This window comes from Streptomyces omiyaensis, assembly GCF_014650895.1.
Taxonomy (GTDB): domain Bacteria; phylum Actinomycetota; class Actinomycetes; order Streptomycetales; family Streptomycetaceae; genus Streptomyces; species Streptomyces omiyaensis.
The window spans coordinates 106836-120327 of the sequence record NZ_BMVV01000012.1 but is presented as its reverse complement, the minus strand read 5'-3'; the positions used below and the strand labels follow the sequence as shown (position 1 = coordinate 120327).

16 protein-coding genes are annotated in these 13492 nt (G+C 72.4%); 5 read left to right on the top strand and 11 right to left on the bottom strand.

Annotated elements, in window-relative coordinates; genetic code table 11:
• Positions 1-202 precede the first annotated feature (202 nt).
• The gene (locus tag IE287_RS21105; RefSeq protein ID WP_189850686.1) at positions 203-2041 is read left to right on the top strand and encodes a DUF8508 domain-containing protein; all 1839 of its coding nucleotides are present in this window, start codon (positions 203-205) and stop codon (positions 2039-2041) included.
• Between the two features lie 13 nt (positions 2042-2054).
• Here the strand turns inward: IE287_RS21105 and IE287_RS21100 are convergent, their stop codons facing one another.
• On the bottom strand, positions 2055-2762 hold the full coding sequence (locus tag IE287_RS21100) for an antibiotic biosynthesis monooxygenase family protein (protein WP_189850685.1): 708 nt from the start codon (positions 2760-2762) through the stop codon (positions 2055-2057).
• A gap of 91 nt (positions 2763-2853) precedes the next feature.
• Here IE287_RS21100 and IE287_RS21095 point away from each other — a divergent pair, with 91 nt between their 5' ends.
• A complete protein-coding gene (locus tag IE287_RS21095) occupies positions 2854-3300 on the top strand; it encodes a GNAT family N-acetyltransferase (protein WP_229883623.1) in 447 nt (148 codons plus the stop codon).
• 131 nt (positions 3301-3431) lie between these two features.
• A complete protein-coding gene (gene dapA, locus IE287_RS21090; RefSeq protein WP_189850683.1) occupies positions 3432-4325 on the top strand; it encodes a 4-hydroxy-tetrahydrodipicolinate synthase in 894 nt (297 codons plus the stop codon).
• Here the strand turns inward: dapA and IE287_RS21085 are convergent.
• Positions 4304-4522 (bottom strand): hypothetical protein, encoded by a 219-nt coding sequence (locus IE287_RS21085; RefSeq protein ID WP_189850682.1) that lies wholly within the window; start codon positions 4520-4522, stop codon positions 4304-4306. The two genes, dapA and IE287_RS21085, sit on opposite strands and share 22 nt — an antisense overlap.
• 195 nt (positions 4523-4717) lie before the next feature.
• Between IE287_RS21085 and IE287_RS21080 the strand changes: the two genes are divergently transcribed.
• Positions 4718-5956, top strand: a complete 1239-nt coding sequence (locus IE287_RS21080) for an outer membrane protein assembly factor BamB family protein (RefSeq protein ID WP_189850681.1) — start codon at positions 4718-4720, stop codon at positions 5954-5956.
• A 27-nt stretch (positions 5957-5983) separates the two neighbouring features.
• On the opposite strand, the gene dapD is transcribed toward IE287_RS21080, so the two are convergent.
• The 3 genes from dapD to IE287_RS21065 are packed head-to-tail and all read right to left on the bottom strand — an operon-like array spanning position 5984 to position 7919.
• A complete protein-coding gene (dapD, locus tag IE287_RS21075; protein WP_189850680.1) occupies positions 5984-6970 on the bottom strand; it encodes a 2,3,4,5-tetrahydropyridine-2,6-dicarboxylate N-succinyltransferase in 987 nt (328 codons plus the stop codon).
• 44 nt (positions 6971-7014) lie between these two features.
• Positions 7015-7599 (bottom strand): TetR/AcrR family transcriptional regulator, encoded by a 585-nt coding sequence (locus tag IE287_RS21070; protein ID WP_189850679.1) that lies wholly within the window; start codon positions 7597-7599, stop codon positions 7015-7017.
• A complete protein-coding gene (locus tag IE287_RS21065) occupies positions 7599-7919 on the bottom strand; it encodes a DMT family transporter (protein WP_189850678.1) in 321 nt (106 codons plus the stop codon). The genes IE287_RS21070 and IE287_RS21065 overlap by 1 nt, the downstream gene beginning before the upstream one ends.
• A gap of 62 nt (positions 7920-7981) precedes the next feature.
• Between IE287_RS21065 and IE287_RS21060 the strand changes: the two genes are divergently transcribed.
• Positions 7982-9040, top strand: a complete 1059-nt coding sequence (locus IE287_RS21060) for a DUF7847 domain-containing protein (protein ID WP_189850677.1) — start codon at positions 7982-7984, stop codon at positions 9038-9040.
• 66 nt (positions 9041-9106) lie between these two features.
• On the opposite strand, the gene IE287_RS21055 is transcribed toward IE287_RS21060, so the two are convergent.
• The 6 genes from IE287_RS21055 to sufD are packed head-to-tail and all read right to left on the bottom strand — an operon-like array spanning position 9107 to position 13463.
• Positions 9107-9445 (bottom strand): metal-sulfur cluster assembly factor, encoded by a 339-nt coding sequence (locus tag IE287_RS21055; protein WP_189850676.1) that lies wholly within the window; start codon positions 9443-9445, stop codon positions 9107-9109.
• The gene (gene sufU, locus IE287_RS21050; RefSeq protein WP_189850675.1) at positions 9442-9915 is read right to left on the bottom strand and encodes a Fe-S cluster assembly sulfur transfer protein SufU; all 474 of its coding nucleotides are present in this window, start codon (positions 9913-9915) and stop codon (positions 9442-9444) included. Before sufU ends, IE287_RS21055 begins: the two co-directional genes overlap by 4 nt.
• Before the next feature lie 12 nt (positions 9916-9927).
• Positions 9928-11196 (bottom strand): cysteine desulfurase, encoded by a 1269-nt coding sequence (locus tag IE287_RS21045; protein ID WP_189850674.1) that lies wholly within the window; start codon positions 11194-11196, stop codon positions 9928-9930.
• On the bottom strand, positions 11193-11957 hold the full coding sequence (sufC, locus tag IE287_RS21040) for a Fe-S cluster assembly ATPase SufC (protein WP_189850673.1): 765 nt from the start codon (positions 11955-11957) through the stop codon (positions 11193-11195). Before sufC ends, IE287_RS21045 begins: the two co-directional genes overlap by 4 nt.
• Positions 11958-11964: 7 nt before the next feature.
• Positions 11965-12282 (bottom strand): bifunctional 3-phenylpropionate/cinnamic acid dioxygenase ferredoxin subunit, encoded by a 318-nt coding sequence (locus IE287_RS21035; protein ID WP_189850672.1) that lies wholly within the window; start codon positions 12280-12282, stop codon positions 11965-11967.
• The gene (gene sufD / locus IE287_RS21030; protein ID WP_189850671.1) at positions 12282-13463 is read right to left on the bottom strand and encodes a Fe-S cluster assembly protein SufD; all 1182 of its coding nucleotides are present in this window, start codon (positions 13461-13463) and stop codon (positions 12282-12284) included. Before sufD ends, IE287_RS21035 begins: the two co-directional genes overlap by 1 nt.
• Positions 13464-13492: the final 29 nt, after the last annotated feature.

Here is a 13492-nt window from a genome sequence, read left to right as displayed (position 1 = left end):
ACGTCGGATCCGACGGCGGATCCCGGTGGCGGCCGGTGGGGGCCGGCGTCCCAGCGTAGACGCATCGGGGGGAACGCCCGCCGGTTCACGGGCCCGTCAGCCTTCGTACACCCGTCGACCCTTGACAAGTGAGGGGCTCTCGCAAGAGATTGACGCGCGTAGATCCCTCTGCCGTTCCTCCAAGCACCCTCGGAGCCTCCTGATGCCTTCCTCCATACCGAGAACCGCCGCCGTCTCCGCGGTGGTCGCGGCCGCCCTCGCGGCCGGACTGCTCGCCGGCTCGCAGAGCGCCGCGGCCGAGGACAGCGCCGCGGTGCGCATCCACGACGTCCAGGGCACCACCCGGGTCTCGCCGCTCGTCGGCAAGCAGGTCACCGGCGTGACGGGCGTCGTCACCGGCGTCCGCGGCTACGGCTCCTCGCGCGGCTTCTGGATGCAGGACCCGCAGGGCGACGACGACCCGGCCACCAGCGAGGGCCTGTTCGTCTTCACCGGCTCCAACCCGACGGTCGCGGTCGGCGACGCGGTCAGCGTCGACGGCACGGTCACCGAGTACGTCCCCGGCGGTCTGAGCTCCGGCAACCAGTCGCTGACCCAGCTCTCCCGTCCCAAGGTCACCGTGGTCTCGCAGGGCAACGCGCTGCCCGCCCCGGTCACCATCGCCCCCTGGTCGGTGCCGGACGCCTACGCCCCCGCGGGCGACCCGGCGAACGGCGGCTCGATCAACGGCCTGGCCCTGGACCCGGACGCCTACGCCCTGGACTACTACGAGTCGCTGGAGGGCACCAACGTCCGCGTCTCCTCCTCGCGGGTGGTCGGCGCCACGGACCCGTACTCCGAGCTGTGGGTCACGGTGAAGCCGTGGGAGAACCGCAACTGGCGCGGCGGCACGGTCTACGGCTCGTACGAGTCCCAGAACACCGGCCGGCTCCAGATCCAGTCGCTGATCCCGCTCGCCCAGCGGCCCTTCCCGAAGGCGAACGTCGGCGACTGGCTGACCGGCTCGACCGAGGGCCCGCTCGACTTCAACCAGTTCGGCGGCTACACCCTGACCGCCCGCACCCTCGGCGAGGTCGTGGACTTCGGCCTGAAGCGCGAGGTCACGCAGAAGCAGCACAAGAACGAGCTGGCCGTCGCCACGTACAACGTGGAGAACCTCGACCCGACCGACCCGCAGGAGAAGTTCGACTCCCTCGCGAAGGCGGTCGTCGAGAACCTCGCCTCGCCGGACGTCCTGGCCCTGGAGGAGATCCAGGACGACAACGGCGCCAAGAACGACGGCACGGTGTCGGCCGGTCAGACCGTGAAGAAGTTCACGGACGCGATCGCGGCGGCCGGCGGTCCGGCGTACGAGTGGCGCTCGATCGACCCGGAGAACAACAAGGACGGCGGCGAGCCCGGCGGCAACATCCGTCAGGTCTTCCTCTTCAACCCCGAGCGGGTCTCCTTCGTCGACCGCGCGGGCGGCGACGCGACCACCGCGACCGGCGTCACGGGATCGAAGGGCCGCGCCGCCCTCACCCTCTCCCCCGGCCGGATCGACCCGGCGAACGCCGCCTGGGAGGCCAGCCGCAAGCCGCTCGCGGGCGAGTTCACCTTCCGCGGCCGCACGGTCTTCGTGGTCGCCAACCACTTCGGCTCGAAGGGCGGCGACGAGTCGATCGTCTCCCACCACCAGCCGCCGAACCGTTCCTCCGAGGCCAAGCGCCTCCTCCAGGCGCAGGCCGTGAACGCCTTCGTCAAGGAGATCACGGCCCTCGACAAGCAGGCGGACGTCCTCGTCGTCGGCGACATCAACGACTTCGAGTTCTCGGACACCACCGAGGCGCTGACCGACGGCGACGTGCTCTACCCCGCCGTGAAGTCGCTGCCGCGCTCCGAGCGCTACTCGTACGTCTACCAGGGCAACAGCCAGGTCCTCGACCAGATCCTGACCAGCCCCGGCGTGCACCACTTCGAGTACGACAGCGTGCACATCAACGCCGAGTTCGCGGACCAGGACAGCGACCACGACCCGCAGGTCCTGCGCTTCCGCCCGTAACCGGATCCCGCCGCTACGCGCCCGCGCTCAGGCTGAGCGCGGGCGCGTAGCGGCGCACCCGGCCGCCCACGAGCGCCGGATGGTGGTGGACCCGCGCCCAGGCCCCGCTCGGCGGGGCTCCGTCCGCCATCCACTCCTCGTGGGCCCGCTCGCTCTCCCAGTCGGCGTAGTTCAGGACCCGGCCGCCGTCGACGGACAGGTGGAACCGGCCGCTGATCCCGCCGGCCGCGGGCCGCGTCGCCGCGTCCTCGTCCAGGGCGGCGAACACCGCGTCCACCCACTCCTCCCGGTGCCCGGCCCCGTCGAAGTCGGCCTCCACGATCACGACGATCCCGGCCGGTTCGCCCGTGCCCGCGCCGGCCTGGACGGTGGAGCGGTGGATCGGCCCGTAGCGGCGGAGCTCCACCCGCTCGATGCCCGGCACGGCGGCGTCGATCGCGGCGTTCCGGTCGTCCCGGTGGGTGCGGACGAAGTCGTCGTAGACCCGCTGGCCGGTCCACTGCGAGTAGTGCAGCAGCGTCTCCCCGTCGGTCCCGGCGAGGACGCTGTACGAGAGCAGGCCGGGGTCCGGCCAGTCACGGTCCTCCCAGGTCCTCCGGATCGCCTCGACGGCGGCGCGCTGGCGCTCGGGGGTGCCGACCCGCCAGGTGCTGACGAGGACGGCGCCGACCCCGGGGCGGTGGAGGTCGGGGCGGGGGTCGGGGTGGGCGACGGCGTTCATGGGGCTCTCCTCCTGCTCGGTGCGGACGGTTCGACCCTCCACCCTCAACCTTGGTCGAGGTCAAGGGGGTTCGGCGTGGGAGGCTGCCCCCGTGATCCTTCGCCCCGCCACCCGCGCCGAACTCCCCGCCGTCCTCGCCCTCCTGGCCGACGGGGAGCGGGTCGTCGATCCGGTCTCGGTCCGGGTCGACGAGGCCCACGAGCGGGCCTTCGCGGCCATCGAGGCCGACCCGCGCAACGAGATGCTGGTGCTGGCCGACGCGCGGGGCACGGTCCTCGGCTGCCTCCAGGCCACCTACATCCCGGGACTCGGCAGGGGCGGCGCCGAGCGGGCGCTGATCGAGGCGGTCCGGATCCGGGCCGACCGCCGGGGCGCGGGCCTGGGGCGCCGGCTGATGGAGCTGGCGGCGGAGCGGGCCCGCGGGCGCGGCTGCGCCCTGGTCCAGCTGACCAGCAACAAGGAGCGGGCCGACGCCCACCGCTTCTACGCCTCGCTGGGGTACGCCCGGAGCCACGAGGGCTTCAAGCTCCCCCTCTGACCCGGCCTCCGCCCACCGGGCCTCCCCCCACCGGGCCTCCGCCCCGCCCGGCCTCCGTTCACCCGAACTGAACGTTCCGGCCAAGCAGATCTAAGTGGACCTGAACGGTGACACCCGCCCAGACTGCTGCCATGAGCACTACCGGAACGCACCGCCCCTTCGGCCGCGCCCTCTGCGCGATGGTCACGCCCTTCACCGACTCCGGGGCCCTGGACCTCGACGCGGCCGCGAAGCTGGCCGCCCGGCTGGTCGGCGACGGCTGCGACGGCCTGGTCCTGAACGGCACCACCGGCGAGTCCCCGACCACCACGGACGCCGAGAAGGAAGCGCTCGTCCGGGCCGTGCGGGAGGCGGTCGGCCCGGCTCCGGCGCTGGTCGCGGGCGTGGGCACGGCCGACACCCGGCACACCGTCGAGCTGGGCCGCCGGGCGGAGGCGGCCGGGGCCGACGGACTGCTCGTCGTCACGCCGTACTACAGCCGCCCGCCGCAGGACGCGGTCGCCGCCCACTTCCTGAAGGTCGCGGACGGCACCGGGCTGCCCGTGATGGTCTACGACATCCCCGGCCGCACCGGCACCCGCGTCGAGCCCGACACCATGCGCCGGCTCGCCGGGCACCCCCGGATCACCGCGGTGAAGGACTGCTCGTACGACCTGCTGACCGCCGCCCGGCTGATCGCCGAGACCCCCCTCGCGTACTACTCCGGCAGCGAGGAGCTGAACCTCCCGCTGTACGCGGTCGGCGGCGCGGGGTACGTGAGCACCGTCGCCAACGTGGCCCCGCGCCCGCTCGCCGCCGTCCTCGACGCGTACGACTCCGGCGACACCGCCCTGGCGGCCCGGCTGCACGCCCGCACGCTGCCCCTCGTCGAGCGGATGATGGCCGCCGGCCTGCCCGGCACGGTCACGGCGAAGGCCCTCCTCGGCGGACCGGTCCGCGAACCGCTGCGGCCCGCCGACCGGGAGACGGCCGACGGGCTGCGGGTCCTGCTGGCGGAGCTGGTTCAGGCGGAGTCGGTGGTGTAGGTCCGCCCGAGGATCGCCGCGTGCTCCAGGACGTCCTCCAGCGGGTCGTCGATCTGCCCGGTGTGCAGGCTGAGACTGGGGCCGTTGGTCACGGTGGGCCCGTTGTGCGTGTGCGTCTCGTCCGCCCGGACCGCCCCTGCCGGCAGCAGCACCGCCGCCGCGGTGAGCACCCCCGCGACCATGGGCTTCGTCCTCATGTCTGCTCCTCGCCTCGTCTCTCGGTGGAGCACTGCGCTCCCCCGTGACAACGCTCCGTGATCACAAAGGGTTGCCGTGTCGTCACGAGGTTCACGGTCCTGTCCCCGTCGTGTCCCGAAGCCGGGCGGCGCCCGGCCGGGTCGCTAGGCTCCCCGCCGTCGAACAGGGAATCGGACCAGGTGAGGGGCGGACGGATGGAACGGCACGAGGGGCGCGGGGTCTCCCGCAGGACGGTGCTGCGGCGGACGGGCACGGGAGCGGGCCTCGCGGCCCTCGGCGCGGGCGCCTGGGGCTGCGGCCCGGTGGAGGAACCGGGAGCGGCCGCGCCCTCCGCCCCCTCGGGCACCCCCTCCGGGGCTCCGGCCGGCGGCGGCGAGGCCTTCGCCACCCCGCCGCCCGGCACCGCCCCGGAGCCCCTGTGGCAGCGGCGGACCGCCGGGGGCGCCCTCGGCATGGACGCGCTCGCCGTCGCGGGCGACGTGGTCCTCGTCTCGAACGACCCGCTGATCGGCCGGTCCGCCACCACCGGCGCGGAGCTCTGGCGCCGCGCGGAGGCCGCCGTCCCGGGGGCGCGGATGCTGGTGCGCGGCGGCACGCTCTACCTGGCGAGCGCACGGTACGACGGGGACGTCGTCGGCCTCGACCCGGCGACGGGCCGGGAGACCTGGCGCAGCCGGCTCGGCAAGCGGTTCGCGCAGCCGCGGCCGATCGCCGCCGACGAGCACCGGGTGTACGTCCTCGCGGGCGTCCTGGGGAAGGACTTCCGCGTCGAGCGGAACGTCGTCGCCGCGATCGACGCCTCGACGGGCAAGGTGGCCTGGCAGGAGCTGCGCGACGCGGGGACGCAGGAGTACGGGATCGCCGCCGACGCCGCCGGGCGGTACCTCGTCTACACGGACTACGAGGAGAACGTGACGGTCCGGTCCACCGACACCGGACGCCAGCTCTGGACGAAGAAGATCGGGCGGTCCAACAGCGGCCGGCTCGCGGTCCACGACGGACTGGTGATCGTCGCCGACGCGGGGCGGCTGCGTGCCTTCGCACTGGCCGACGGGGCGGAGAAGTGGTCCCTGGCGTCGGAGGAGTTCACCCGTTTCCACGGGATCGGGGTCCTCGACGGGGTGCTGTACGCCGCCGACTCCGGCCACGTCGTGCGGGCCGTCGACCCGGCGACGGGCAGGGAGAGCTGGCGCACCGAGGCGCTGCTCGACGTGGCGTACCCGGGGCAGTTCGCCAAGGTGGGCACCACGCTCTACGCCGCCACCGAGCTGGACGACAAGGGCGGGATCCTCGCCTTCGACGCCCGCAGCGGGAAGCTGCGCTGGCGGTACAACGACGGCAGCGAGGCGCTCGACCAGTGGTACGTCGCGGCGGCGGGCACGCGCCTGATGGCGCTCCACGGGAAGCGGCTGACCGCCCTCCCGGCCGTCTGAGGACGGCCGGGAGGCACGGCCGGGGCGTCAGTTGTGGCTGTGCAGGACCTCGTTGAGGCCGCCCCAGACCGCGTTGTTCGGGCGGGCCTCGACGGCGCCGGTGACCGAGTTGCGGCGGAAGAGGATGTTCGAGGCGCCGGAGAGGTCGCGGGCCTTGACGACCTGGCCGTCGGGCAGGGTGACCCGGGTGCCGGCGGTGACGTACAGGCCGGCCTCGACGACGCACTCGTCGCCGAGCGCGATGCCGACGCCCGCCTCGGCGCCGATCAGGCAGCGCTCGCCGATGGAGATAACGACGTTGCCGCCGCCGGAGAGGGTGCCCATGGTGGAGGCGCCGCCGCCGATGTCGGAGCCGTCGCCGACGACGACGCCGGCGGAGATGCGGCCCTCGACCATGGAGGTGCCGAGGGTGCCGGCGTTGAAGTTGACGAAGCCCTCGTGCATGACGGTGGTGCCGGCGGCCAGGTGGGCGCCGAGGCGGACGCGGTCGGCGTCGGCGATGCGGACGCCGGCGGGGACGACGTAGTCGGTCATGCGGGGGAACTTGTCGATCGAGGTGACCTGGAGGTGCAGGCCCTCGGCGCGGGCGTTGAGCCGCACCTTCTCGACGTCGTCGACGGCGACCGGACCGAGCGAGGTCCAGGCGACGTTGGCGAGGAGGCCGAAGACGCCGTCCAGGCTCTGGCCGTGCGGCCGCACCAGACGGTGGCTCAGCAGGTGGAGGCGGAGGTAGGCGTCGTGGGCGTCGAGCGGCTTCTCGTCGAGGGAGCCGATGACGGTGCGGACGGCGACCACCTCGACGCCGCGGCGGGCGTCCACGCCGAGGGCCTTGGCGGCGCCCTCGCCGAGGGCGTTCACCGCCTCGTCCGGGGAGAGCCGGGTGGTGCCGGCCGGGCCGGGCTCGTCGGTGAGCCCGGGGGCGGGGAACCAGGTGTCGAGGACGGTGCCGTCGCCGGCGAGGGTGGCGAGGCCGGCGGCGACGGCGCCGGTGGTGCGAGGAGCAGTGGTGGTCATGACGGAAAACCTAACGGGCGGGGCCCCGCGCGGGCCAACCGGTCTCAGGTGCCGGTCGGCCGGACCGGAGCTTCCGACAAGCCCCCGGCCTGCTCTTTCGGTCCTTCGTGCAGGATCCGGGCGATCATCTCGCGGGCGTACTCCTCGTCGTAGGGCGTGCCGGTGAGCAGCACCTGGAGGCCGATGCCGTCCATCAGGGCGACGAGGGCGCGGGCGGTGCTCCGTCCGGTGTGCGGGGCGAGGGCGGCGGTGACCTCCTCGGCCCATTCGGCGGCGACCGGCCGGAGCGCGGGGCGGCGCAGGGCGGCGAGGTAGAGCTCGTACTCCAGCTCCACCTGGCCGCGTTCGCCGCCCAGCCATTCCCCGAGGAGCCGGGCGAGCCCGTCCGCGTCGGGGGCGGTCCGGGCGCGCAGGGTGCCGGCGAAGGAGGCGTTGACCTTCCGCAGGGCGGCGACGAGGAGTTCGTCGAGGGAGCCGAAGTGGTACGTGGTGGAGCCGAGCGGCACGTCGGCCTCGGCCGCGACCGTGCGGTGGCTCAGCCCTCCGATGCCGTCCCGCCGCACCACCCGCAGGGCGGCGTCCACGATCCGCTCCCGCCGCTCGGGGTCGTACCGCCGGGGCCGGGGCATCAGTGCGCCCCGCCCAGGTTGAGCACGGCGACGCCGGCGACGATCAGGACGATCCCGGCGATCTTGGCGAGGCTCAGGGTCTCGCCGAGGAAGAGGATCCCGATGCCGGCGACGGCGGCCGTGCCGACGCCGGACCAGATCGCGTAGGCGGTGCCGACCTGGAGGGTCTTGAGGGCCTGGGCGAGCAGGGCGAAGGCGATGAGGTACCCGACACCCGTGACGACCGAGGGCCAGAGCCTGGTGAAGCCCTCGCTGTACTTCATGGAGGTGGTGGCGATGATCTCGGCCGCGATGGCCCCGGCGAGCAGTCCGTAACCCATGGGGCGAGGGTAGCCGGGCATGCGTACGGGCGTACACAAAGGTCGCGGATAGCGTAGGGCGCATGACTTATGCCCCTGGGCCGTACGGGTACGGCTACGCTCCGGTGCCGCCCCCGCCCAAGCCCGGCGTGATACCCCTGGCGCCCCTGGACCTGAACCACGTCCTGGGGGGCGCCTTCGCCGCGTACCGCCGCCACTGGAAGGTGCTGCTCGGCATCACCCTGGTCTCCTACGCGCTGGCCGCGCTGCTGATCGCCGGGGTGGTCACGGCCGCCTGGGCCGGCCTCTCCGACCGGTGGGCGCACACCTCCACCGCCGAGGACGTCTCGCTCTCGGACCTCACGCCGCTCTTCACCCTGCTCGGCGCGATCTGGCTGGCCTGCTCGGTGGGGCTGCTGCTGGCGACCGCCCTGCTGCACTCCGCCGTCGCGGTCGTCGTCCAGGAGGCGGTGCTCGGCCGCCGGGTCGGCTTCGGGACGGTGTGGCGCCGGGCGTGGTCCCGGCTCGGCCCGGTGCTCGGCGCGGTCCTGCTGTCGGCCGTGGCCGCCGTCGTGCCCGCCCTGCTCCTCATGGCCGGGTTCTTCCTCCTGCTGGCCGCGATGGTCGCGAGCATCGGGGCGGACGACGGCAGCGGCGCCGGGTGGGCCGTCACCGGCGTGCTCTTCCTCCTGCTCGCCCTCGCGGCGACGCCGCCGGCCCTCTGGCTCTGGGTGAGGTTCAGCCTCGCCCCGACGGCCGCCGTCGTCGAGTCCGCCGGCACCCTCACCGCCCTGCGCCGGTCCGCGCAGCTGGTGCGCGGCGCCTGGTGGCGGATCTTCGGCTACACGCTGGTGATGCTGGTGATCGTCGCCGGCGTCACCTTCGTGGTGCAGACGGCCGTCTCCCTGGTGACGCAGGCGTCCCTCTTCGCCGCCCCGCTCACCCAGCACGCCACCCCCGGCACGATCTTCTTCTCGACGGGCACGGCCGCGGTGGTCTCCACGCTGCTCATGCTGCTGACCCAGGCCGTCCTGGGCCCCCTCCAGCCCCTGGCCTCCGGCCTGCTCTACGTGGACCAGCGCATCCGCCGGGAGAACCTGGCCCCGGTCCTGGCCCGGGCCGCGGGCCGACCGCACGCCTGACCCGGCCCGCGGACGAGGAGGGGCCCCCGGCGCGATGCCGGGGGCCCCTCCTCGTACGGTGACGGCTCAGACGTTGAAGCCCAGCGCGCGCAGCTGCTCGCGGCCGTCGTCGGTGATCTTGTCCGGGCCCCACGGGGGCATCCAGACCCAGTTGATGCGCAGCTCGTTGACGATGCCGTCGGTGGCCGCGCGGGCCTGGTCCTCGATGACGTCGGTCAGCGGACAGGCCGCCGAGGTCAGCGTCATGTCGAGCGTCGCGATGTTCGCGTCGTCGATGTGGATCCCGTAGATCAGGCCCAGGTTGACGACGTCGATGCCCAGCTCGGGGTCGACGACGTCGTACAGGGCCTCGCGGATCTCCTCTTCGGAGGCCGGCTTGATCGTGGCCTCGATGTTCTCGGTCATGCCGACTTCCTCACAGACTTCTGGTCGTCTCCGCCCAGGGCCTGGGCGGTCGCGTCCTTCCACGCCATCCAGCTGAGCAGCGCGCACTTCACCCGGGCCGGGTACTTGGAGACGCCGGCGAACGCGACGGCGTCCTCCAGCACCTCCTCCATGGCGTCGTCGGGCTCCAGCTGGCCCTTGGACTGCATCAGCTCCAGGAAGGTGCCCTGGATCCGCTGCGCCTCGACCAGCTCCTTGCCGACGAGGAGCTCGTTGAGGACGGAGGCCGAGGCCTGGCTGATGGAGCAGCCCTGGCCCTCGTACGAGATGTCCTCGACGCGGTCGCCGTCGTACTTCACGCGGAGCGTGATCTCGTCGCCGCACGTCGGGTTGACGTGGTGCACCTCGGCGTCGCCGTCCCGCAAGCCCCGCCCGTGCGGGTGCTTGTAGTGGTCCAGGATGACGTCCTGGTACATCGAATCCAGCTTCACGTCGCTCCGCTCCTAACCGAAGAAATTGCGGACGTGCTCCAGCCCCTCGACCAGGGCGTCGACCTCGGCCGGAGTGGAGTACAGATAGAACGACGCCCGCGTGGTCGCGGGAATTCCGTACCGGAGGCAGACCGGCCGCGCGCAGTGGTGGCCGACCCGGACCGCGATGCCCTGCTCGTCGAGGACCTGACCCACGTCGTGCGGGTGGATGTCGCCGAGCGTGAAGGAGATCGCCGCGCCGCGGTCCTCGGCCGTGGTGGGGCCGATGATCCGCAGGTCCGGAACCTCCTGGAGGCGGCGGACGGCGTACTCGGTGATCGCGTGCTCGTGGCGCGCGATGTTCTCCATGCCGATCGCCGACAGGTAGTCCACGGCCGCGCCGAGGCCGACGGCCTGGGCGATCGGGGGCGTACCCGCCTCGAACTTGTGCGGGGCCGGCGCGTAGGTGGAGGAGTGCATCGAGACGGTCTCGATCATCTCGCCGCCGCCGAGGAAGGGCGGGAGGTCCTCCAGGAGCTCCTGCCGTCCCCACAGCACGCCGATGCCGGTCGGGGCGCACATCTTGTGGCCGGTGAAGGCCACGAAGTCGGCCTGGAGCGCCTGCACGTCCAGGACCTGGTGCGGGGCCGCCTGGGAGGCGTCGATGCAGACGAGCGCACCGACCTCCTGGGCGCGCCGGACGATCGTCTCGACCGGGTTCTGGGTGCCGAGCAGGTTGGAGACCAGCGTGAAGGAGACGATCTTCGTCTTCTCCGTGATGACCTCGTCGATGTTCGACAGGTCGAGGCGGCCGTCGTCGGTGAGGCCGAACCACTTCAGCTTCGCGCCGGTGCGCTGCGAGAGCAGCTGCCACGGGACGATGTTGGAGTGGTGCTCCATCTCCGTGATGGCGATCTCGGTCTCGTGGTCCACGCGGTAGGGCTCTTCGGCCCAGCCCAGCATGTTGGCCACGAGGTTGAGCGACTCGGAGGCGTTCTTGGTGAAGATCACCTCGTTGCGGCTCGGCGCGTTGATGAAGGCGGCGACCTTGTCGCGGGCACCCTCGTACAGCGCGGTGGCCTCCTCGGCGACCGTGTAGACGCCGCGGTGGACGTTGGCGTTGTGCCGCTCGTAGTAGGCGTTGAGCGCGTCGAGGACCTGCCGCGGCTTCTGCGAGGTGGCCGCGGAGTCCAGGTACACGATCTTCTTGCCGTCGTGGACCGTGCGATCCAGGAGCGGGAAGTCCTTGCGGATCGCCTCGGTGTCGAGGAGGCCGGTCAGCCCCTGATGGGCGGAAGTCACGCGGATGCGCCCCCCTTCACGTACTTGTCGTAGCCCTCGTTCTCCAGCTGGTCGGCGAGCTCGGCGCCACCGGACTCGACGATGCGGCCGTTCGCGAACACGTGCACGAAGTCGGGCTTGATGTAGCGCAGGATGCGCGTGTAGTGGGTGATGAGGAGGGTGCCGACCTCGCCCGTCTCGCGGACGCGGTTGACGCCCTCGGAGACGATGCGCAGGGCGTCGACGTCGAGGCCGGAGTCGGTCTCGTCGAGGATCGCGATCTTCGGCTTGAGGAGCTCCAGCTGGAGGATCTCGTGGCGCTTCTTCTCACCGCCGGAGAAGCCCTCGTTGACGTTGCGCTCGGCGAAGGCCGGGTCCATGGAGAGCTTCTCCATGGCCTCCTTGACCTCCTTGACCCAGGTGCGGAGCTTGGGGGCCTCGCCGCGGATCGCGGTGGCGGAGGTGCGCAGGAAGTTGGAGACCGAGACGCCGGGGACCTCGACCGGGTACTGCATGGCGAGGAAGACGCCGGCGCGGGCGCGCTCGTCGACGGACATCTCCAGGACGTCCTCGCCGTCGAGGGTGACGGTGCCGCCGGTGACCGTGTACTTGGGGTGGCCCGCCAGGGAGTACGCCAGGGTCGACTTGCCGGAGCCGTTGGGGCCCATGACCGCGTGGGTCTCGCCCTGCTTGATGGTCAGGTCGACACCCTTGAGGATCTCGCGGGGGCCGTTCTCCGCGTCGACGGAGACGTGCAGGTCGTGGATTTCGAGCGTTGCCATGGGTGACTCAGGACTCCTGGGTGACGGAGACGAGCACATCGTCCCCTTCGATCTTTACGGGGTACACGGGGACGGGGCGCGTCGCGGGAAGGCCGGACGGCTTGCCGGTACGGAGGTCGAAGCTGGAACCGTGCAGCCAGCACTCGATGGCGCAGTCCTCGACCTCGCCCTCCGAGAGGGAGACGTTCGCGTGCGAGCAGATGTCGTTGACCGCGAACACCTCGCCCTCGGTGTGGACGACCGACACCGGCGTGCCGTCGACCTCGACCCGCTTCGGGGTGTCGGCCTCCAGCTCGCTCAGTGCGCAGACTCGGACGAAGGCCATCAGACGGAGGCCTCCAGCTCGGCCTCGACCTTGGCGATCAGGCGCTCCTCGACGTCCGGCAGACCGATCTGCTGGACCAGCTCGGCGAAGAAGCCGCGGACGACGAGGCGGCGGGCCTCGGTCTCCGGGATGCCGCGGGCCATCAGGTAGAAGAGCTGCTCGTCGTCGAAGCGGCCGGTGGCGGAGGCGTGGCCGGCGCCGGCGATCTCACCGGTCTCGATCTCCAGGTTCGGCACGGAGTCGACCCGGGCGCCGTCGGTGAGGACCAGGTTCCGGTTGAGCTCGTAGGTGTCGGTGCCCTCGGCCGCGGCCTGGATGAGGACGTCGCCGATCCACACCGCGTGGGCGTCCTGGCCCTGGAGCGCGCCCTTGTAGGCCACGTTCGAGGAGCAGTGCGGGGTGTTGTGGTCGACCAGGAGGCGGTGCTCCTGGTGCTGGCCGGCGTCGGTGAAGTAGAGGCCGAAGAGCTCGGCCGAGCCGCCGGGGGCGGCGTAGCTGACGCGCGGGTGGAGGCGGACGACGTCGCCGCCGAAGGTGACCACGACCGACTTGAAGGAGGCGTCGCGGCCGAGCAGCGCGTTGTGCTGGGCGACGTGGACGGCGTCCTTCTCCCAGTCCTGCACGGAGACGACGGTGAGCTTGGCGCCGTCGCCGAGGACGAAGTCCACGTTGGCGGCGAGCACCGCGTCACCGGTGTGGTCGATGACGACGACGGCCTCGGCGAAGGCGCCGAGCTCGATCACCTGGTGGCCGAAGGCGACGCCGCCCTGGCCGTGCACGGCGATCCGGATCGGCTCGTCGAGGACGGCCTCCTTGGCGACGGTGACGACCGAGGCCTTCTCGAAGGAGGAGTACGCCTGGGCGGCGACGCGGTCGACCGGCTTGCCGGCCTTGCGCAGCCGCTCGTCCTCGCGGCCGACGGTCTCCACGGTGACGCCCTCGGGGGCCTCGATCTCGACCCGGACGCCCTCGCCGGTCGCGACGGCGGTGCCGTCGTGCAGGCCGCGGAGGCGGGCGAGCGGGGTGAAGCGCCACTCCTCCTCGCGTCCGTGCGGGACGGGGAAGTCCGCGACGTCGAAGGACGGCGGGGCGCTCATGCGGGTGGCGACGGTGGACTCTGCGGCCACCGCGATCGAGCCCGCGGTGGTGGAGCCCGCGGGGATGTTCTGAGCCTCAGCCATGGCTGTCGTCTTGCTCTCTTCCTGCGTAA

What these genes read in the sequence shown, in the direction of transcription:
- IE287_RS21105 (WP_189850686.1), top strand. Translation starts at nt 203, where the DNA reads ATGCCTTCCTCCATACCGAGAACCGCCGCCGTCTCCGCGGTGGTCGCG.
- IE287_RS21100 (WP_189850685.1), bottom strand. Translation starts at nt 2,762, where the DNA reads ATGAACGCCGTCGCCCACCCCGACCCCCGCCCCGACCTCCACCGCCCC.
- dapA (WP_189850683.1), top strand. Translation starts at nt 3,432, where the DNA reads ATGAGCACTACCGGAACGCACCGCCCCTTCGGCCGCGCCCTCTGCGCG.
- IE287_RS21085 (WP_189850682.1), bottom strand. Translation starts at nt 4,522, where the DNA reads ATGAGGACGAAGCCCATGGTCGCGGGGGTGCTCACCGCGGCGGCGGTG.
- IE287_RS21080 (WP_189850681.1), top strand. Translation starts at nt 4,718, where the DNA reads ATGGAACGGCACGAGGGGCGCGGGGTCTCCCGCAGGACGGTGCTGCGG.
- dapD (WP_189850680.1), bottom strand. Translation starts at nt 6,970, where the DNA reads ATGACCACCACTGCTCCTCGCACCACCGGCGCCGTCGCCGCCGGCCTC.
- IE287_RS21070 (WP_189850679.1), bottom strand. Translation starts at nt 7,599, where the DNA reads ATGCCCCGGCCCCGGCGGTACGACCCCGAGCGGCGGGAGCGGATCGTG.
- IE287_RS21065 (WP_189850678.1), bottom strand. Translation starts at nt 7,919, where the DNA reads ATGGGTTACGGACTGCTCGCCGGGGCCATCGCGGCCGAGATCATCGCC.
- IE287_RS21060 (WP_189850677.1), top strand. Translation starts at nt 7,982, where the DNA reads ATGACTTATGCCCCTGGGCCGTACGGGTACGGCTACGCTCCGGTGCCG.
- IE287_RS21055 (WP_189850676.1), bottom strand. Translation starts at nt 9,445, where the DNA reads ATGACCGAGAACATCGAGGCCACGATCAAGCCGGCCTCCGAAGAGGAG.
- sufC (WP_189850673.1), bottom strand. Translation starts at nt 11,957, where the DNA reads ATGGCAACGCTCGAAATCCACGACCTGCACGTCTCCGTCGACGCGGAG.
- IE287_RS21035 (WP_189850672.1), bottom strand. Translation starts at nt 12,282, where the DNA reads ATGGCCTTCGTCCGAGTCTGCGCACTGAGCGAGCTGGAGGCCGACACC.
- sufD (WP_189850671.1), bottom strand. Translation starts at nt 13,463, where the DNA reads ATGGCTGAGGCTCAGAACATCCCCGCGGGCTCCACCACCGCGGGCTCG.